13 protein-coding genes are annotated in these 19,807 nt (G+C 63.3%); 6 read left to right on the top strand and 7 right to left on the bottom strand.

What is annotated here, in order from left to right; genetic code table 11:
* Positions 1-422 precede the first annotated feature (422 nt).
* The 4 genes from N005_RS23085 to N005_RS23070 are packed head-to-tail and all read left to right on the top strand — an operon-like array spanning position 423 to position 5,537.
* Complete coding sequence (locus tag N005_RS23085) at positions 423-905, top strand: formate dehydrogenase subunit gamma (RefSeq protein ID WP_047703302.1); 483 nt, start codon at positions 423-425, stop codon at positions 903-905.
* Entirely contained in the window at positions 899-2,458 is a 1,560-nt protein-coding gene (locus N005_RS23080) for a formate dehydrogenase beta subunit (protein WP_047703301.1), read from the top strand. Before N005_RS23085 ends, N005_RS23080 begins: the two co-directional genes overlap by 7 nt.
* Positions 2,455-5,331, top strand: coding sequence for a formate dehydrogenase subunit alpha (fdhF, locus tag N005_RS23075; protein WP_047703300.1), 2,877 nt, complete (start codon positions 2,455-2,457; stop codon positions 5,329-5,331). The genes N005_RS23080 and fdhF overlap by 4 nt, the downstream gene beginning before the upstream one ends.
* Entirely contained in the window at positions 5,328-5,537 is a 210-nt protein-coding gene (locus tag N005_RS23070; protein ID WP_047703299.1) for a formate dehydrogenase subunit delta, read from the top strand. The genes fdhF and N005_RS23070 overlap by 4 nt, the downstream gene beginning before the upstream one ends.
* Before the next feature lie 69 nt (positions 5,538-5,606).
* Here the strand turns inward: N005_RS23070 and N005_RS23065 are convergent, their stop codons facing one another.
* The 3 genes from N005_RS23065 to N005_RS23055 all read right to left on the bottom strand — a co-directional run bounded on the left by N005_RS23065 (position 5,607) and on the right by N005_RS23055 (position 8,287).
* A complete protein-coding gene (locus N005_RS23065; protein WP_047703298.1) occupies positions 5,607-6,302 on the bottom strand; it encodes an OmpW/AlkL family protein in 696 nt (231 codons plus the stop codon).
* 494 nt (positions 6,303-6,796) lie between these two features.
* Positions 6,797-7,936, bottom strand: a complete 1,140-nt coding sequence (locus N005_RS23060; RefSeq protein WP_047703297.1) for an epoxide hydrolase family protein — start codon at positions 7,934-7,936, stop codon at positions 6,797-6,799.
* A gap of 57 nt (positions 7,937-7,993) precedes the next feature.
* Positions 7,994-8,287, bottom strand: coding sequence for a hypothetical protein (locus N005_RS23055; RefSeq protein ID WP_047703296.1), 294 nt, complete (start codon positions 8,285-8,287; stop codon positions 7,994-7,996).
* A gap of 182 nt (positions 8,288-8,469) precedes the next feature.
* On the opposite strand from N005_RS23055, the gene N005_RS23050 reads away from it, so the two are divergent.
* On the top strand, positions 8,470-9,165 hold the full coding sequence (locus N005_RS23050; RefSeq protein WP_047703295.1) for a tRNA (adenine(22)-N(1))-methyltransferase: 696 nt from the start codon (positions 8,470-8,472) through the stop codon (positions 9,163-9,165).
* 184 nt (positions 9,166-9,349) lie between these two features.
* Here the strand turns inward: N005_RS23050 and N005_RS23045 are convergent, their stop codons facing one another.
* From N005_RS23045 to N005_RS23030, 4 genes are all read right to left on the bottom strand, one after another.
* A complete protein-coding gene (locus N005_RS23045) occupies positions 9,350-10,381 on the bottom strand; it encodes an HlyD family secretion protein (protein ID WP_047703294.1) in 1,032 nt (343 codons plus the stop codon).
* Between the two features lie 6 nt (positions 10,382-10,387).
* Positions 10,388-11,941, bottom strand: coding sequence for an MFS transporter (locus N005_RS23040; RefSeq protein ID WP_047703293.1), 1,554 nt, complete (start codon positions 11,939-11,941; stop codon positions 10,388-10,390).
* Positions 11,938-13,407, bottom strand: a complete 1,470-nt coding sequence (locus tag N005_RS23035; protein ID WP_081993330.1) for an efflux transporter outer membrane subunit — start codon at positions 13,405-13,407, stop codon at positions 11,938-11,940. Before N005_RS23035 ends, N005_RS23040 begins: the two co-directional genes overlap by 4 nt.
* A 145-nt stretch (positions 13,408-13,552) precedes the next feature.
* Positions 13,553-13,942 (bottom strand): response regulator transcription factor, encoded by a 390-nt coding sequence (locus N005_RS23030; RefSeq protein WP_047703292.1) that lies wholly within the window; start codon positions 13,940-13,942, stop codon positions 13,553-13,555.
* Between the two features lie 274 nt (positions 13,943-14,216).
* Here N005_RS23030 and N005_RS23025 point away from each other — a divergent pair, with 274 nt between their 5' ends.
* On the top strand, positions 14,217-19,688 hold the full coding sequence (locus N005_RS23025) for a trifunctional serine/threonine-protein kinase/ATP-binding protein/sensor histidine kinase (RefSeq protein WP_047703291.1): 5,472 nt from the start codon (positions 14,217-14,219) through the stop codon (positions 19,686-19,688).
* Positions 19,689-19,807 lie beyond the last annotated feature (119 nt).

The raw sequence follows: 19,807 nt of genomic DNA, 5'->3' as shown, positions 1-19,807 counted from the left end.
GCTTGTTTTGCGATGGCAATTGTCCATTCGGTCTTGATGCAGGTTGAGCCACCGCCATCGCGAGCAAGCATCGCTCCCACAGGTTCTGTGATGGATTCTCATGGACATTTGAATGAGTGGGTTCAGAGCCGTTTTCGCCAATGTGCAAGTCGCCGGCAATGGGTTATAAGACAAGTTCCCGTGGAGCGCGGGTGACTTTCACCTCGAGTCGCTTTCAGAACGCGTTTTGTCGTCCATGTGCAATTGCCAGTTCCCGGGAGTGGCAAGCTGTAACGATGCCCCGGATCAGGCGCACCAAGATGCCTGACCGGAGAGCGAGGAGGGCGACCGGATAACCACGCTTCCGTGACGTGGCCGGACGCCGCAGCCAAGACTCCGGACGACTGCCTGAGCAGTGTCGTTCGAGATGCCGAGGTAAGTTTATGCCCGATGAGACGCTTCACCTGCCTCTGATTCAACGTGTATTGGAGCGCGAAAAGGACACCCCCGGTGCCTTGCTGCCGATTCTTCATGCCATCCAGGAGGGCTGTGGGTACGTTCCCGACGCGGCCGTCCCGGAGATCGCCCATGCCCTCAACCTCAGCCAGGCTGAAGTGCGCGGGGTGATCAGTTTCTACCACGATTTCCGTACCACGCCGCCCGCGCGCCATACCCTGCGTCTTTGCCGGGCGGAGTCCTGCCAGAGCATGGGGGCCGAACACCTGGCTGCCCAATTGCGCGAACAGTTGTCGCTTGACGATCATGGAACCAGTGCCGATGGCAGCATCAGCCTGCGGCCGGTCTATTGCCTGGGGGCCTGTGTCTGCTCGCCGGCCCTGGAACTGGACGGCCAGTTGCACGCGCGGTTGACGCCTGAGCGCCTGCGCGAGTTGGTCAATGGCTGCCTGGAGGAAGGCACATGCTGAAGCTCTGCATTCCCCGCGATTCGGTAGCCCGTGCTGTTGGCGCGGACACGGTGGCCGTTGCGCTGATGCGCGAGGCCGAGCGGCGGCAATTGCCGCTGGAGGTGCAACGCACCAGTTCCCGTGGCCTCTATTGGCTGGAACCGCTGCTGGAGCTGGAAACCCCGAGCGGCCGTTTGGGCTTCGGCCCCGTCACGCCGGCGGACGTGCCTGGGTTGCTCGACGCCCTGGCCGGTGATCCCGGCAATCATCCTCTGACCCTGGGGCCGGTGGAGGAAATCCCCTATCTCAAGAGCCAACAGCGCCTGCTATTCGCTCGCGCCGGTATTACCCGGCCGCTGTCCCTGGATGACTACCGCGCTCATGGCGGCTTCCAGGGCCTGGCTCGCGCCCTCCAACAGGATGGTGCGCAAGTGGTTGCCAGCGTGCTCGACTCGGGCCTGCGCGGCCGGGGCGGCGCGGCGTTCCCGGCGGGCATCAAGTGGCGCACCGTGCGCGATGCACCAGGTACGCAAAAATATGTGGTGTGCAACGCCGACGAAGGCGACTCGGGCACATTCGCCGACCGCATGCTGATGGAAGGCGATCCGTTCCTGCTGATCGAAGGCATGATCATTGCCGGTATCGCCGTCGGCGCGACCATGGGCTACATCTATGTGCGCTCGGAATACCCGGACGCGGTCGCGACGTTGAACGACGCCCTGGTCATCGCCCGCGAGGCCGGCTACCTGGGCGCCAACGTGGCGGGCAGTGGCCGCGCTTTCGAGCTGGAAGTCCGGGTGGGTGCCGGTGCCTACATCTGCGGTGAAGAAACCGCCCTGCTGGAATCCCTCGAAGGCAAGCGCGGCACGGTTCGCGCCAAGCCACCGTTGCCTGCGCTGCAAGGCCTGTTCGGCCTGCCGACCCTGGTCCACAACGTGCTGACCCTGACCTCGGTCCCGATCATCCTGGAGAAGGGCGCCCAGTTCTACCGCGACTTCGGCATGGGCCGTTCCCTGGGCACGATGCCGTTCCAACTGGCCGGCAACATCCGTCATGGCGGCCTGGTGGAACGCGCTTTCGGCCTGACCCTGCGGGAACTGGTGGAAGAATATGGTGGTGGTACCGCCAGCGGTCGGCCGTTGAAGGCCGCCCAGGTGGGTGGCCCGCTGGGCGCCTGGGTGCCGCCTTCGCAATTCGACACGCCGCTGGACTACGAGGCGTTCGCCGCCATGGGCGCGATGCTCGGCCACGGCGGCGTGGTGGTCGCCGATGACAGCCTCGACATGGCCCACATGGCTCGTTTCGCGCTGGAGTTCTGCGCCGAAGAATCCTGCGGCAAATGCACGCCGTGCCGGATCGGCTCCACCCGTGGGGTGGAAGTGGTGGACCGACTGCTCGCCAGCACCGATGCCGCTGCCCGTCAGGAACAGGTCCTGTTGCTCCAGGATCTTTGCGACACCCTGCAATACGGTTCGCTCTGTGCCTTGGGTGGGATGACGTCCTATCCTGTCGCCAGCGCCCTCAAGCATTTCCCTGCCGACTTCGGTCTGGCGACCACGGAGGCCGACCAATGATCAATATTTTCGATCCTGCCAGCGATATCGACCTGGGCACCCCGGAACGCGAAAGCGAGGTGCAGGTCAGCCTGAGCATCGACGGCCGCGAAATCACCGTTCCCTCCGGGACTTCGGTGATGCGCGCCGCGGCATTGCTCGGCACCACCATCCCCAAACTCTGCGCCACCGACAGCCTGGAGCCGTTCGGCTCCTGCCGCATGTGCCTGGTGGAGATCGACGGCATGCGCGGCTATCCGGCCTCGTGCACCACGCCGGTTACCGAAGGCATGGTGGTACGCACCCAGACCTCGCGACTCGCCGGCCTGCGACGTAACGTGATGGAGCTGTACATCTCCGACCACCCGCTGGACTGCCTGACGTGCTCGGCCAACGGCAATTGCGAATTGCAGACGGTGGCGGGGCAGGTCGGCCTGCGTGAAGTGCGCTATGGCTACGAGGGTGACAACCACCTGGCCGAAACGAAGGACGTCTCCAACCCTTATTTCGACTACGACCCAAGCAAATGCATCGTCTGCAACCGCTGCGTGCGTGCCTGTGAGGAAACCCAGGGCACCTTCGCGCTGACCATCACCGGACGCGGCTTCGATTCGCGCGTGGCAGCCGCTGGCGGCGACAATTTCCTCGATTCCGAATGCGTGTCCTGCGGCGCCTGCGTGCAGGCCTGCCCGACGGCCACGCTGATGGAAAAAAGCGTGGTGGAAATCGGCCAGCCGGAGCGCAGCGTCATCACCACTTGCGCCTACTGTGGTGTCGGCTGCTCTTTCCGTGCGGAAATGAAAGGCGACCAGCTGGTGCGCATGGTTCCGGACAAGAACGGCCAGGCCAACCATGGCCATTCCTGCGTCAAGGGTCGTTTCGCCTGGGGCTACGCCACCCACCCGGATCGCATCACCAAGCCGATGATCCGCAAGCACATCAACGATCCGTGGCAGGAAGTCAGCTGGGACGAAGCCGTCAATTACGCGGCCAGTGAATTCCGCCGCATCCAGCTGAAGTACGGACGCGATTCCATCGGCGGCATCACCTCCAGCCGCTGCACCAACGAAGAAACCTACCTGGTGCAGAAGCTGGTGCGTGCCGCTTTCGGCAACAACAACGTCGACACCTGCGCCCGGGTCTGCCATTCGCCGACCGGCTACGGCCTCAAGCAGACGCTCGGCGAGTCCGCCGGCACCCAGACCTTCGACTCGGTGATGCTGGCCGACGTGATCCTCGTGATGGGCGCCAACCCCACCGATGCCCACCCGGTATTCGGTTCCCAGCTCAAGCGTCGCCTGCGCCAGGGCGCACGGCTGATCGTCATCGACCCACGGCGCATCGACCTGGTGGATTCGCCTCACGCCCGCGCCGAGCTGCACCTGCAGCTTCGCCCAGGTACCAACGTGGCGATGCTCAATGCACTGGCTCACGTGATCGTCACCGAAGGACTGGTCAACCAGCCTTTCGTCGACGAGCGTTGTGAAGCAGCGGACTTTGCCCGCTGGCGTGACTTCGTTAGCCTGCCGGAGAACGCGCCTGAGGTCCTGGGCCCGGTTTGCGGCGTGCCTGCCGAGCAGATCCGCGCCGCCGCGCGGCTCTACGCCACGGGTGGCAACGCGGCCATCTACTATGGCCTCGGCGTGACCGAGCACAGCCAGGGCAGTACCTCGGTGATGGGCATTGCCAACCTTGCGATGGCCACCGGCAACATCGGCCGCGAAGGTGTCGGTGTGAACCCGTTGCGCGGACAGAACAACGTGCAGGGTTCCTGCGACATGGGCTCGTTCCCCCACGAACTGCCCGGTTATCGCCACGTTTCCAACGAGGTGGTACGCGCCCAGTTCGAGCAAGCCTGGAACGTGACCTTGCAACCCGACCCGGGACTGCGCATTCCGAACATGTTCGAGGCGGCACTGGATGGGTCCTTCAAGGCACTTTATTGCCAGGGCGAGGACATCGCCCAGAGCGACCCGAACACCCAACACGTGACCGCGGCCTTGAGCGCCCTGGAATGCGTGGTGGTCCAGGACATCTTCCTCAACGAGACGGCCAAGTTCGCCCACGTATTCCTGCCGGGCAGTTCGTTCCTCGAGAAGGACGGTACGTTCACCAATGCCGAGCGCCGCATTTCCCGGGTACGCAAGGTGATGGAGCCCCTGGCCGGCAAGGCCGACTGGGAAGCCACCATCGCCCTGTCCGAAGCCCTGGGCTACAAGATGGACTACAAGAATCCTTCCGAAATCATGGATGAGATTGCCCGCCTGACGCCGACCTTCACCCGGGTCAGCTACGCCGAGCTGGATCGCCATGGCAGCCTGCAGTGGCCGTGCAACGATGACGCGCCGGACGGTACGCCGATCATGCACATCGAGGAGTTCGTGCGCGGCAAGGGCCGCTTCATGCTCACCGGTTACGTGCCGACCGATGAGAAGGTCAACAGTCGCTATCCATTGCTGCTGACCACCGGGCGTATTCTCAGCCAATACAACGTGGGCGCGCAGACCCGACGCACCGACAACGTTGCCTGGCACGAGGAGGACCGGTTGGAGATCCATCCGACCGACGCCGAGAACCGCGGTATCGTCGAGGGCGATTGGGTCGGCATCGGTAGCCGTGCCGGGCAGACCGTGCTGCGCGCCAAGGTCTCCGAGCGCGTGGCGCCAGGGGTGGTCTACACCACCTTCCACTTCCCGGAGTCGGGTGCCAACGTGATCACCACCGACAACTCGGACTGGGCCACCAACTGCCCGGAATACAAGGTGACGGCGGTGGAAATCGTGCGGGTCAGCCAGCCTTCGGAATGGCAGAAACGCTACCAGGCCTTCAGCGATGAACAGGGGCGCCTGCTGCGCGAACGTCGTCATGCCGAGAAAGCCGAGGTGCGTCGATGAGTACCGAAAGCCTGATCAAGATGGCCAACCAGATTGGCCAGTACTTCTCCAGCGAGCCGGACAAGACGCTGGCAGTGAATGGCGTGCGCCAGCATATCCAGAGCTTCTGGACGCCGGTCATGCGCAAGCAACTGATGAAGTGGCGGGTCGAGAACCCTGGCGATGAGCTGCACCCGCTGGTGCAAGCGGCATTGACGGAGTCTTAGCGGACAGGTTCGATGCACAGTCCCGCTCGGGGCTGTGCATCGAATCCCTGGCACAAAGGGCTGCTGTGCTCAGAACTTGTAACCCAGCCCGACCATGTACACGAAAGGGTCCACCTCGACATTCACCTTGGACCTGACCCCAAGCGTTGTATTGCTCACGTAGGCATCGGTCTCGATGTCGATATAGCGCACCTGCGCGTTGAGCATCAGGCGATCGGTGAGCATGTAGTCTGCGCCCACCTGGGCCGCCCATCCCCAAGAATTACTGGCATGAAACGAGTCGAAGCCCGCGGCGCTGGCGCGACTGCCGACGCTTTCATCGTAGACCCAGGTGTAATTGATACCGACGCCCAAGTAGGGCTGGAAGGCTGCCTTGTTGTCCAGCGGGTAGTAGATCAGGCTCACCGTCGGTGGCAGATGCTTGAGGGATCCCAACTTGCCATCGGCCACGCCGCCGGAGGTGCCGGAGAGATTCACATCGTGCTCGAATGGCGTCGCCGCCAGCAACTCCACGCCCAGGTGATCGGTGATCATGTAGGCGAAGTTCAGGCCAAGCTGAGTATCGCTGTTCAGGCTCGCCTTGCCGCCCAGGTCGGTACCGGCGAGGTTGCCGCGATCGACGCGCACACTGGAGCTGCTTTCCCGAGGATCGACGGTCACGGCCCCCGCGCGGACCAGGACATCGCCAGCTTCGAAGGCCTGGGCGGTCGAGGCTGACATCACCCCGATCAACAGGGCGGTGTTCAGAACATTCAATCTACGCATGCATCACTCCACAATTCCGATGAAGGTCATCCAGCTCGAACCGCTGATGGGTTCGACTGATGCCGGGAGATTCGAGTATCGAGAACCCCCGATGGGTGAACATCGGCCGGTTGGCATAGTGCGGTGGGGTGATGTGTTTCAGTCCTTGTCTGCCTGCGGGAAGAGCTGAGGCTTGGCCAAAAATTCTCCACCCCGCGCCGATCCTGTGGGAGCGAGCTTGCTCGCGATGGCGGTGGGTCAGTCTGCATTGAGGTTGGATGTGCCATCGTTATCGCGAGCAGGCTCGCTCCCACAAAAAAGCGCCGTAAAACCTGGGCATGCGGTGTGCCTGACGAAATGAGGCGCCTGGCTTGGGGCTGCTTCGCAACCCAGCGGGAGCAAGCTCCCTCGCCACGGGTGGTGATTTCCTACGAGATTTTCGGATGGTCAGTTTCGCGACTGACACCTGGATTCCTGTGGGAGCGAGCAGGCTCGCTCCCACAGAGGCATCACCACTAGCGCAAGGCCCGAAAGAACGCCCGGATATTCGCCGCCAGCAACGCCGGCTGCTCCAGCGCCGCAAAGTGACCACCGCGTGGCATCGTGGTCCAGCGTTCTACCGTACAACACCGCTCTACCCAGCTTCTTGGCGGCATGGGCAGTTCCTTGGGAAACAGCGCGACCCCAACCGCCGGCTTGATCCGTTCCCCGCTGTTGAACTGCAACGGACGCTTGCTACCTTCCACGTACTGACGAAACGACGAACCGATACAGTTCGTCAGCCAGTAGAGCGTCACATTGGTCAGTAGCCAGTCACGATCAATGGCTGGGTCGGTATCACACCAGGCCAACAGCTTTTCCCCCATCCAGGCCAGCAATCCGGCTGGTGAGTCGTTCAAGCCCACGGCCAGGCTCTGGGGTTTGGTTCGCTGGAGATGGGCGTAGGCGCCTTCGGCATCGGCAAATGCAGCGGCGCGCTGGAGGAAAAGCGTTTCTTCCGCTGTCTGCGGCGGCTCGGTTTCGCCCAGGGGTGGGCGGTAGGAGCCCGGAATGTAATTGAGGTGAATCCCTGCCACCTGCTCGGGAAACCGTACCCCCAGCCAAGTCGAGACCCCTGCGCCAATGTCTCCGCCTTGGGCGCCAAAGCGTTCATAACCCAGCCCGTCCATCAGTTGCTGCCACAACCCGGCAATCTCATGGGGCCCCATGCCCGCTTGCATGAACGGCGCGGAAAAGGTGTAGCCGGGCAGCGACGGCACCACCACATGGAACGCGTCCGCCGGATCGCCACCATGACTGGCCGGGTCCGTCAGCAACGGGATGATGCGCTGCATCTCGATGAACGAACCGGGCCAGCCATGGGTCAGGACGAGAGGCATCGGGTCCGGCCCGACGCCACGTTGATGAACAAAGTGAACCCGCTGCCCGCCGATGTTGGCGACAAACTGCGGCAAGCGATTGAGCTCCGCCTCCTGCGCGCGCCAGTCGAACCCGGTCGACCAGTAAGCAAGCAGATCGCGCAGCACGCCCATGTCCATGCCTTCGCTCCAGCCTTGATCGAGCAAGGACTCGGGCAGCCGCGTATTGTGCAAGCGATGTCGCAGGTCTTCCAGGGTGTGCTCGGGAATGTTGATGGAGAAGGGTTCGATGAGCATGGTCTGGGCCTGGTTACTTTGTATGGGCTGGTGGCAGCTTATGACGCAAGCCAACTATCAGGTGAGCTCAACGCAAACGCGATACGTGATCTCCCGATCAAACGAGTCCTCAGGGTTCTCATAAGCTTCAAGCGTTTCCAGAAACCCCATTTGCTCAAGACCCGCCAGGTCTTCGAGCGACCATCCAAACGGAAAGTCGCTGGAAACGTCTTCGCCCCGGCATTCGACCCAGTGGTAGACCCCGAATGGGATGTAGCCGAGCCACTCCGACTGATAGACGATTTCGTCGGATTTACGGGCCTTCACCACTGCTGTGATCAAGTCTTTGATGATTGCTTGACGGTCATTCATGGTGACTGCTCATTTCGTTCACTGGCTTGCCGGTAGGCCAGGACCGGTTATAGGTGTGGACGCCGCTCTTGTCAAAACACACGGTCCTGGTCGCATACATTTGAAATGTACGGCGTTGCTCGCCAGAATCGCAGCCCGATCCGGCCAACGCTGTCGGACGTTTGGGGTGAGAGGGGTTGCGGTTGAACGAACAGACATTGTCCATGCGCCTGGAGCGGGTGGCGGCGCAGGTGCCGGTGGGGGCGCGCCTGGCCGATATCGGCTCGGATCACGGTTATCTGCCGGTGGCCTTGATGCGCCGTGGCGTCATTGTCGCGGCGGTGGCCGGGGAGGTGGCAGTGACGCCGTTTCACGCGGCTGAACGGACGGTGCGTGAGAATGGCCTCGAACCATGGATCACCGTGCGCCTGGCAGACGGCCTGGCGGCAATCGAGCCGGGTGACGGGATCACGGCGATCAGTTTCTCTGGCATGGGCGGGGAGACGATCCGCGACATCCTGGAGCGCGACAGGTCGCGATTGAGCGGCCAAGAGCGTCTGATCCTGCAACCCAATGGCGGCGAACAACCATTGCGCCTGTGGCTGATGGAAAATGGCTACCGCATTCTCGGTGAGGAAGTGCTGCAGGAAAACCGTTTCGACTACGAAATCATCGTTGCCGAGCGCACCGGGCCGGTGATGTACAGCGCCGAGGAGCTGTACTTCGGCCCGCTGCTGATGCGGGCGCGCAGCCCGGCATTCCTGGTCAAATGGCAGCGCAGGTTGCGCCAGAAGCAGAAGACCCTGGCGAGCTTTGCCCAGGCGCGACAGACCGTGCCGGAGGAAGTGGTACAGGATCTTGTCCGGCAGATCCGATGGATTGCCGAGCTGTTGGGTTGAGTGGGTAGTGACCGTGATGGCAGTGGTGTATTCAACATGGGTGCTGGCTGATCTGACGCTATCGCGAGCAGGCTCGCTCCCACAGGGTATGGTGCATGGCATCAATACCGCATATACCGCCGATCCACTGTGGGAGCGAGCCTGCTCGCGATGAGGGCTGTGTGTTCGACTGCGCCGTCACTGATTACCCACGAATACGAATGTGCGGCGTCACCGACATCCCCACCCGCAGTTTCGCCGTCGCCGGTTGGTCGGGGTCGAGGCGAATGCGCACGGGCAGGCGTTGGACGATCTTGGTGAAGTTGCCGGTGGCGTTGTGGGGAGCGATGGCGGAGTAGCTGACGCCGCTGGCAGGTCCCAGGCTTTGTACGGTTCCTGTCAGCGTTTCGCCGGGCAGGGCATCCACTTCGATGTCCACGGCCTGGCCGGTTTGTACCCGGGCCAGTTGTGTCTCCCGGAAGTTGGCGGTGATGTAGACGGCATCGAGCGGGACAATCGCGAGCAAGGGTTTGCCGGCATTGACGAACGCGCCGACGCGCACGGATTTTTCCCCGATCGTGCCGTTGATCGGCGCGGTGATGCGGGTATAGGACAACTTCAGTTCGGCGATGGCCTGCGCGGCTTGGGCGTGGGCGAGGGTGGCCCTGGCTTGGTCCAGGTCGGCCTTGAGAATGTCCACCTGCTGCCGCGCCGCCTGCAAGGCTGCCTGGCTTTTTTCCAGGCCGGCCTGTTGCACGCTCAACTGCGCTTCTGCCTGTTGCCGGGCCTGTACGGTGCCGGAGCCGTCGGCGGCCAGGTTGCGATAGCGGGTGTGGTTGACCTTGGCCAGCTTGAGCGCGGCGTCGTCCGCGGCGACTGCGGCCTGGGCCTGGCGTATGACGGTCTGCTGCTGGATCAGGCGTGCTTCGAGGTTGGCGATACCGGCCTGGGCGCTGGCGACCTGGGCCTTCGCCACGTTCACGGTGGCGACGAAATCCCGGTCGTCGATGACCGCCAGCAAATCCCCTTTTTTGACCGGTTGGTTGTCTTCGACCAACACCGTTTCCACCGTCCCCGAGACCTGCGGCGCCACCGTGGTGAAGTCGGCGTGGACATAGGCATCGTCAGTCGACTGGGTCGATGCGCTGGATTCGGAGCGATTGAGATAGAACACGCTGCAGGCGACCACGGTGAGCAGCAACGCCGCACTGATCCGGGCTTTCTTCGGTAAGGCCATGATGAGTTACCCGTGTGAGGGAGAAGGAGGCGTCAAGACAGGCGCCGGGATGTAGGTCAGCCGCAGCACCAGGGGAATCATCAGCAGTGCCAACACCCCCAGCACCCGATAGGCATCGGCGATGGACAGCACCAACGCCTGCTGGCTGACGATGCCCATCAGTGCCGATGGCTCGGGCACGGCCAGGGCATTGCTGGCCAGGGCCGCGTGATCCAGCAGCATGTCCCCGTGGAAACGGCCGCGCAGGGTCATGAGCTGGCCGATCACCGCCGCGCCGAACAGCGAACCAAAGGCCCGCAATGTGTTGATGGTGCCGGACACGTAAGGACCTTCGGGGGGCTGCACCACGCTGGTGATCAGGAACAGCATCGACACCACCGCCATCGGTTGTCCGAACGCCTGCAGCGTCTGCGCCAGGACGAACTGGTCGCGGTGCCAGTCGGCGGTCAGTTGCGCGCCGCACAGGCACGCCAGGGCGATCAGCAACAGACCCAAGGCGAACACGATGCGGGCATCGACCCACTTGCGGTACAGCAACAGCGCCACGACAGGTCCCAGCACCAGTTGCGGCAGCGCGACGATCAGCCCGATCGAGGCCATTTGCAGCGGACGATAGTTCTGCAGCGGGCCGAGATAACTGGCCGGTAGCAGTGAGCTGGATAGCAGCACCACCAGCAACGACAGGAACAGGGTGCAGCCCAGGCCCAGATTGCGGCGCCCGAGGATCTGCAACTTGATGAACGGCGACGGGTGATACCACTCGGTCAACAAGTACACCGCCATCAAGGTCAGGCCCATCACCAGGGATGCGGTGATCAACGGCGAGTGAAACCAGTCCAGTCGCACGCCCTGGTCCAGTGCGACGGTGACCAGGCCCAACGCCGGTACGCCGCAGGCCATGCCGGGCCAGTTGGCTTGGCGAAAGCGAGGGGTCTGGATGGGCTCCCGGGGCAGTCCCCAGGCGATCAAGCCGGCGGCGATGAGGGCCAGGGGGATGATCTGCCAATACACCCAGCGCCAGTCGTGCAGCCCATCCGTCCAGGTCCCGGCCAGCCAGATCGACAGGTTGGGCGCGAAGGTCGCGGTCATCGCATACAACGCCAAGCCGTACAGCCGTATGGCCGGCGGCAGGAATTTCAGCGCCGCCATCATCAGCAAGGGGATCGTCGTGCCGCTGGCGATGCCCTGGGCAAAACGCAGGGCCAGCAACAGCTCCAGGTTGTGAATGAACGGCAGGAGCAAGGCGAGCAGGGTGCAAGCAGTGAGCATCCACAATTCGAAGCGCCGCAACGACAAGGTCAGGGCGAACCAGGCCGAAAAGGGCATGGCGATCAGTTCTCCGGCGCTATAGGCCGTGGTCAGCCAGGAGCCGTCGTCGAAGCCCAGGCCCAGCGCCCCCCGGACATCCGCCAGCGCCAGGGCGCCGACCCGGGTGTTCAACCCGGCCATCATGGCCGCGAGGAAAATGCCGACAAGGCCGATCAGCGGGCGCACGGAGGATAGGGCGCGGGGCGCCTCACCAGTCGCTGCGCCAGCCGGCGACACGGCGGCGACGTTCATTGCCCGCCCTCCGGATCCCAGCCACCACCCAGGGACTTGTAGAGATTGACCACAGTGAGCGTGGCATCGGTCGTGCTGGCGTTGAGGCGGGTCTGGCTGGCAAGCACGTTGAGTTGTGCCGTCAGCACGCTCAGATAGTCGGCGGCGCCTTGCTGATAGCCGCGCTCGGCCGCATGCAGGGCTTGTTTGTTCTGTTCGAAGGCCATCTGTAGTTCGTCGTGCTGGCGCTGTTGGGCGGCCCAGGCATCCAGGGCATTGTCCACTTCATGCCAGGCCCGCAGCACGGTTTTGCGGTACGCAAGGGCGGCGCTTTTCTGCCGTGATTCATTCAGCTCCAGGCGCTGGGTCAGGCGGCCGCCCTGGAAGATCGGCAGGTAAACCGTCGGGCCGATGGAAAAGGTGCGTGAGTCCCAACTGCTGAGGTCGCCGCTGTTGAAGGCTTCCACGCCGATGCGTCCCTTGAGACCGATCCGTGGGTAGAAGTCGGCCTTGGCAACACCGATGTCAGCGGTCGCGGCATGCAACCGTGCTTCGGCGCGCAGGATGTCGGGGCGCCGGCGGGCCAGTTCGGAAGAAACGCCGACCGGTATGCGGCTGGGCAGCGTCGGCAACGGCATCGCGGGGCCCAACTGGGCGTCGAGCGTGCGGGGTTGCTCGCCCAGCAGCAACGCCAATGCGTTCATCTGGGCATTGCGGCGCTGGCCCAGTTCCGGCAGCAAGGCCTTGATCGTCGCCAGCTGCGCGCGAGCGGTGGCGGTTTCGAAGTGGGTGGCGACGCCATTGCGCTCGCGGCTTTCAGCCAGGCCCAGGGTGCGTTCGGCGACGGCGAGGTTTTGTCGGGCGATGTCCAACTGCGCCTGGGTTCCACGCAGTTGCAGATAGGTTCGGGCCACTTCGGCGGACAACGCGACCCGGGCGGCTTCGCGGTCATACACGGTGGCTTCCAGGGTCGCTGCGGCGCCTTCACGAGCCCGTCGGGCCCGGCCCCATAGATCGATCTCCCAACTGGCATCGAAGCCCAGCTGCCAGAAGTGGGTGGCGTCGGTAGGAGCGCCCAGGGCGGCGAACTTGCCGTTTTCGCTGTTGGCCTCGCGGGCGTAACTGGCGTAGGCGCCCACATTGGGTTGCAACTGCGATGAGGTGATGCCCAATTGTGCCCGACTCTGTTCGATGCGCTCGGAGGCCATCAGCAGATCGTGGTTGCCGGTCTGGGCCCGCGATTGCAGCTGGGCCAGCGTCGCATCGTTGAACAGCAGCCACCACTGGGATGGAACCGCGGCGTCGGACAGGGGGACGGCGCTGGCATGCTCGGGCCGGGGCGTCAGTTGCAGGGCGTCGAGGTCGTTCCCCGGTTTCATGAAATCGGGACCGACCATGCAGCCCGCCATGGACATTGCCGCCATCGCGATAAGACCCAGACTGAACCGTCCCAGGGTGCGCTGAGGTGACTCGAAAAATGCCGACATAGCCAGTTCCCCGGGAAGATTCACGGGCGAGCCGCCCGCCGTGAGTCCATGCTATTGAGGGCTGCCTGCGAGCGCACTTCTACATCGGTTCAGAAAAACCATACGTCGGTGGCGACGGACTATACGAAGGTATGAAGCGGGCTGGTCAGTGCTGTTGGCCGAGGGCGGTTTCGATACACTCCAGCAGCCGGTCGGCTTCGCAAGGTTTTGGCAGGCAGGCAACCAGCCCGGGGGTGTTGGCGCCCAGGTGGGACATTTTTCCGGGATAGGCGGTGATCAGAATGGTGGGTATCCTGAAACCCATCGCGCCGAGTCGTTCGTGCAGTTCCACGCCGCTCATGCCGGGCATCTGGATATCGGACACCAGGCAGTTCGTCCCGGCGGGGCCGGCGTTGTCGAGGAAGTCCAAGGCGCTGCAATAGGTGCGGACGGCATAGCCACTGGAGCGCAACAAGCTTTTGAGGGCGGCCCGAACGGATTCGTCATCATCGACGACTGCAATGGTTTGCGTGTTGCGTATCTGGGTGTCTTCCATAAGGGTCGCTCGTGACAGCGCCTGTCGTGAATTACACGATACGCGGTCTCGCAAGGCGCAGAAGTATACCTACGTATACCCGGTTAAGACCAAAGGGTCGTTTCGTTCTGCTCGATGCAAAGGGCCCGGCTGGCTCAACGGAAATAGCTGTGAAGGGCTTTCGCGGGGCGTTAATCTACAGGCCGGCGACACGACTCGTTCCGTTCCCGACGGCGGTTGCAACAGCCCGGTAGATGCCCAACGATTTATTGTTCCCGTGCCGATGGAAAACAGCATGCAAATATTATGGGACGATGGTGAGCGTACCTTCTGTCGGCAACTGCGTTCGGGCGCGGAGGGCAAGTATTCAGTACTGGTTGCCCGGCCTGCGGGCGAGCAACCTCGCCCGGGCTGCCTGGGCCGTCTCGCCCATGAGTTTGGCCTGAAGGATCAGCTGGAAAATACCTGGGCGGTGCGACCGCTGGAGATGTTGCGCGAAGGCGCTCAGATGCATCTGGTGTTGGAGGATCCGGGCGGCGTGCCGCTCATGCAACTGCTGATCGCACCCATGGAAACCGCCACGTTCCTGCGCCTTGCCGTGGGCATCGCCGTGGCACTGGGCAAGCTGCATCGACAGGGCCTTGTCCATAAGGACATCAAGCCCAGCCATATCCTGGTGAACTGCACCGACGGCCAGACCCGGCTCACGGGTTTCGGCCTGGCCTCGCGCTTGCCGCGGGAGCGACAGGCGCCCGAGACCCTGGCCGGCACGCTCGCGTACATGGCACCCGAGCAGACCGGGCGGATGAACCGCTCGATCGATTCGCGCAGCGACCTCTATTCCTTCGGCGTCACCCTTTACCAGATGTTGACCGGCTCGCTGCCATTCACCGCGTCCGACCCCATCGAGTGGGTGCACTGCCATATCGCCAGGAAGACCTTGCCACCCAGCGAGCGGGTCGCCACCGTTCCCGAGATGCTTTCCCTGATTGTCATGAAGCTGCTCGCCAAGACCGCCGAGGAGCGTTACCAGACGGCTGCGAGTGTCGAGCATGACCTGCGGCGGTGCCTGGCGGACTGGCAACAACAGGGCCGCATCGATGCCTTTGCGCTGGGCGAGCACGGCGCGTCGGATCGGCTGCTGATTCCGGAAAAGCTCTATGGCCGTGAGCAGGAAGTCGACACCCTGGTCGCCGCGTTCTCCCGGATCGTTCAAAGCAGCTCGCCGGAGCTGGTGCTGGTCACCGGTTATTCCGGCATCGGCAAGTCTTCGGTGGTCAATGAGTTGCATAAGGCACTGGTGCCGCCGCGAGGCCTCTTCGCCAGCGGCAAGTTCGATCAGTACCGGCGCGATATTCCGTACTCGACCCTGGTGCAGGCATTCCAGAGCCTGGTGCGTACATTGCTGGGCAAGAGTGACGCAGAGCTGGCGACGTGGCGTGACGCGTTGCAGGAGGCACTGGACGCCAACGCGCGGCTGATGACCGACCTGATTCCCGAACTCAAGCTGATCATCGGCGAGCCGCCGCCGGTCACGTCCCTTGATCCGCAACAGGAGCAACGTCGCTTCCTGCTGGTGTTCCGGCGCTTTATCGGGGTGTTCGCCCGCGAGGACCATCCGCTGGCGTTGTTTCTCGATGACCTGCAATGGCTCGACGCGGCGACCCTCGACCTGTTGGAGGACTTGCTGACCAGCTCCGATGTGCGCCACCTGATGCTCGTCGGTGCCTACCGCAGCAACGAAGTGGATGTCCTGCACCCGCTGACCGCCAAGCTCCAGGCCATCCGCAGCGCTGGTGGCAAAGTCAGCGAGATCACCTTGACGCCGCTGGCCAAGGCGCATGTCGAGCAGTTGATCACCGAGGCGCTGCAGGACGAGCCTTCACGTATCGAGCCCCTGGCGCAGCTGGTGCTGGATAAAACCGCCGGCAATCCGTTCTTCGTGATCCAGTTCCTGCACGCGCTCGCCGAGGAACATCTACTGACCTACGACCATGAGGCGCGGCAATGGTGGTGGGACCCGGATCGTATCCACGCCAAGGGCTATACCGACAACATCGTGGACCTGATGGTCGGCAAACTGGTTCGCCTGCCGGAGGACACGCAACTGGCCCTGCAGCAACTGGCGTGCCTGGGTAACGTGGCCGACTTCAAGACGCTTTCGACTGCCCTGGGCATACCGGAAGCGCAGCTCAGGATCGTACTGTGGGAGGCGATCCGCCAGGAGCTGGTGGAGCGATTGGACGGCGCCTATCGGTTCGTTCATGACCGGATCCACGAAGCGGCGTATTCGCTGATCCCCGAGGATTCACGTGCCGAGGCCCACCTGCGCATCGGACGCCTGCTTGCCGCGCAAACGTGCGAACAGGAACGGGACGAGGCGATTTTCGAAATCGTCGGCCAACTCAACCGTGGCGTCGCGCTGATCACCGACCTGGGCGAGCGCGAGCAACTGGCGCAATTCAACCTGATCGCCGGTCAGCGGGCCAAGGCCTCGACGGCCTATGCTTCGGCGCTGAATTACTTCATTACCGGGATGCAGTTGCTGGATGAGGCGTGCTGGTCCCGTCGCCATGAGCTGATGTTCGCATTGGCGCTGAGTCGGGCCGAATGCGAGCTGCTGACCGGGCAACTGGAAGTGGCGGACGCGTGCCTGACCGCCCTGGCGGATCGCGCCACCACGGTGATCGAACGGGCCCGCGTGGCCTGCCTGCTGATGGATGTCTATTTGCTCCTGGACCGCAGTGACGGCGCGGTTGCGGTCTGCCTGGCCTACCTGCGGCATGTGGGCATCGAATGGTCGGCGCATCCGAGCGACGCCCAGGTCCGCGAGGAGTACGAGCGCATCGGCTCGCTGCTCGGCGAGCGGGCTATCGAAGCGCTTATCGATTTGCCGCTCATGGACGATCCGACGTCCCTCATGACCCTCGACGCACTGGGCAAACTCTTCGCGCCGGCCTTGCAGAGCGATGGCAACCTGGCGGATCTGTTGATCTGCAAAGCGGTCAACCTGAGCCTGGAGCGAGGCAACTGCGATGCATCCTGTGTGCTCTACGCCAATTTCTTCCGGGTCGCCGGTCGGCGCTTCGGTGACTACCAAATGGGGTTCCGATTCGGCCAGCTCGGTTGTGCACTTGTCGAACAACGAGGCCTGACGCGCTTCGAGGCCAGCACCTACCTGTGCTTCTCCTGTTTTGCCGTGCGCTGGATGAGGCCGGTGGGGGAATGTCGCGATCTGCTGCGCCGCTCCTTCGCAGCGGCGAACCGGATCGGCGATCTGCCCTACGGTGCCTATGCCGGCAACAACCTCGTCGCCGATCTGCTTTTCGCCGGCGAGCCGTTGCATGACGTGCAAGGCGAGTCCGAACGGGGCCTGGCGTATGCAAGGAAGGTGGGGTTCGGGTTGGTCACCGATTTCATCGTCACGCAACTGACGCTCATCCGAATGCTCCGTGGCGAGACCCCCACCTTCGGTAGCCTGGACGACGGTGAATTGAACGAGTCCGCAACCGAAGCCCATTTGTCCAGTAACCCGGACCTGGTATTGGCCGAGTGTCTGTACTGGGTCCGCAAACTACAGGCGCGCTACCTGGCCGACGACGCCGAGGCCGCCGTCGAGGCGGCCGCCAAGGCCCACCGGTTGCTCTGGGTTTGCCAGGCGTTCTGCGAGGAAGCCGAGTACCACTTCTACGGTGCGTTGGCCCGGGCCGCCTGCTGCGACAGCGTCTCGGCGGACGAGCGGGCGCAGCACTTGATCGCCATGACGGCCGACCACCAGTGGCTCGAGGGCTGGGCCCGGCAGTGTCCGGAAAACTTCGCCAGCCGCGCCGCCCTGGTCGGTGCCGAGATCGCTCGGGTCGAGGGGCGGGTGATCGACGCCGAGCTGCTCTACGAGCAAGCTATGGAAGCCGCCCAGGCCAGCGGTTTCGTCCATGTCGAGGCGCTTGCCAATGAGCTGGCTTCGCGTTTCTATCGGGCGCGCGGGTTCGGCAAGATCGCCCGCGTCTATTTGCAGGATGCCCGCTACGGCTACCTGCGTTGGGGCGCCGATGGCAAGGTGCGACAGCTTGAGGACACGTTCCCCGCACTCAGGGCCGACGAACCGGCGCCCGATCCGACCACCACCATGGCGACGCCGGTCGAGCACCTTGACTTGGCCACGGTGCTCAAGGTCTCCCAGGCCGTGTCGGGCGAAATCGTCCTGGAAAAACTGATCGACACGATCATGGGCACCGCGATCGAGCAGGCCGGTGCCGAACGCGGGCTGCTGATCCTGTCCCAGGACGGTGAGCAACGGATCGCTGCGCAAGTGAGCGCCGACGGCATCACCACTCAATTGAGGAATGCGCCGGTGAGCGCGGCGCTGTTGCCGGAGTCGGTGCTTTATCACGTCCTGCGCACCCGCGAGAGTGTGGTGCTGGGCGATGCCCTGATCGAGGCGCCGTTCGCCACGGATGCCTATATCCGTCAGCAGCAGGTCCGTTCGCTCCTGTGCCTGCCGCTGACCAACCAGGCCAAGCTCGTCGGCGCGCTCTATCTGGAAAACAACCTGGCGCCCCAGGTGTTCAGTCCTGGCCGGATCGCCGTGTTGAAGCTGGTAGCCTCACAGGCCGCGGTTTCCCTGGAAAATGCCCGACTGTACCGCGAGGTCGCCGAGCGCGAAGCGAAGATCCGTCGCCTGGTGGATGCCAACATCATCGGAATTCTCGTCTGGCATGCCGATGGGCACATCATCGAGGCCAACGATGCGTTCCTGCGCATGTTGGGTTATCAGCGGGAAGACCTGGCCTACGGTGGCTTGCGCTGGAGAGATCTGACGGTGCCGGAGTTTCGGGAGCTCAGCGACCGCTCGCTGGCGCAGGCGCTGTTGACCGGGCACGCCCGGCCTTACGAAAAGGAATATTTCAGGAAGGATGGCAGCCGCTTGCCGGTCATTGTCGGCCTGGCCCTGTTCGAAGCGGGTAGCAATGAGGGGGTTGCCTTCGTACTGGACCTGACCGAACGCAGGCAGGCGGAAGAAAAAATCCGTGAAAGCGAACGGCGCTATCGCGAGGTGCAAACCGAACTGGCCCATGCCAACCGTGTGGCGACCATGGGGCAATTGGTGGCTTCGATCGCCCACGAAGTCAATCAGCCGATCGCCGCCGCCATCCTCAACGCCAATGCGGCGCTACGCTGGTTGAACGCCCAGCCACCGGACATCGACGAGGTCCGGCCGGTACTGGAGCGCCTCATCCTCGACGCCAACCGAGCGGCGGATGTGCTGGGCCGGATCCGCGGGCATATCCGCAAGGCACCGCCGCAGAAGGGGCTGGTGGACATCAAAGCGGCCATCGAAGAGATGATCGAGTTTACCCGTGGCCAGATCATCAAGAGCGGTGCCTCGATACAGACACAACTCATGAACGGCTTGCCCTTGATTGAAGGCGATCGCGTAGAGCTGCAGCAGGTGCTGCTCAATCTGATCATGAATGCATTGGAGGCCATGGGCAGTGTCAGTGCCGGCGAGCGGCGGTTGGTGATCTGCGCGACGCTGGACGAGACGGATTGCGTGCTGATCAGTGTGAGCGATACGGGCCCGGGGTTCGCCTCGCAAAGCACCGACCTGGTGTTCACCTCGTTCTACACCACCAAGCCCACCGGCCTGGGGTTGGGGCTGTCGATCTGTCGCTCGATCATCGAGGCCCATGGCGGTTGCCTGAGGGCGATTGCCAACCCGCCACGCGGCGCCACCGTTCAATTCACGCTGCCCATCGCGCCCCTTTGAGGGCGTTGGTTTAATACTTAGGTTTAGGGGCCGTATATCAATCGGTCACCCGAACCAACCCAGGTACAAATGAAACCCGATAACCCCCGGCGATATATTCCCCATCAAGGACTGCGGAG

It is taken from the genome of Pseudomonas mediterranea CFBP 5447 (assembly GCF_000774145.1).
GTDB lineage: Bacteria > Pseudomonadota > Gammaproteobacteria > Pseudomonadales > Pseudomonadaceae > Aquipseudomonas > Aquipseudomonas mediterranea.
This window is presented reverse-complemented; position numbering and strand designations above follow the sequence as displayed.

Bases quoted from the DNA above. Each gene is read 5' to 3' on its own strand.
- N005_RS23065 (WP_047703298.1), bottom strand. From the start codon at position 6,302: ATGCGTAGATTGAATGTTCTGAACACCGCCCTGTTGATCGGGGTGATG.
- N005_RS23030 (WP_047703292.1), bottom strand. From the start codon at position 13,942: ATGGAAGACACCCAGATACGCAACACGCAAACCATTGCAGTCGTCGAT.
- N005_RS23080 (WP_047703301.1), top strand. From the start codon at position 899: ATGCTGAAGCTCTGCATTCCCCGCGATTCGGTAGCCCGTGCTGTTGGC.
- N005_RS23045 (WP_047703294.1), bottom strand. From the start codon at position 10,381: ATGGCCTTACCGAAGAAAGCCCGGATCAGTGCGGCGTTGCTGCTCACC.
- N005_RS23035 (WP_081993330.1), bottom strand. From the start codon at position 13,407: ATGTCGGCATTTTTCGAGTCACCTCAGCGCACCCTGGGACGGTTCAGT.
- N005_RS23025 (WP_047703291.1), top strand. From the start codon at position 14,217: ATGCAAATATTATGGGACGATGGTGAGCGTACCTTCTGTCGGCAACTG.
- N005_RS23060 (WP_047703297.1), bottom strand. From the start codon at position 7,936: ATGCTCATCGAACCCTTCTCCATCAACATTCCCGAGCACACCCTGGAA.
- N005_RS23055 (WP_047703296.1), bottom strand. From the start codon at position 8,287: ATGAATGACCGTCAAGCAATCATCAAAGACTTGATCACAGCAGTGGTG.
- N005_RS23040 (WP_047703293.1), bottom strand. From the start codon at position 11,941: ATGAACGTCGCCGCCGTGTCGCCGGCTGGCGCAGCGACTGGTGAGGCG.
- fdhF (WP_047703300.1), top strand. From the start codon at position 2,455: ATGATCAATATTTTCGATCCTGCCAGCGATATCGACCTGGGCACCCCG.
- N005_RS23085 (WP_047703302.1), top strand. From the start codon at position 423: ATGCCCGATGAGACGCTTCACCTGCCTCTGATTCAACGTGTATTGGAG.
- N005_RS23070 (WP_047703299.1), top strand. From the start codon at position 5,328: ATGAGTACCGAAAGCCTGATCAAGATGGCCAACCAGATTGGCCAGTAC.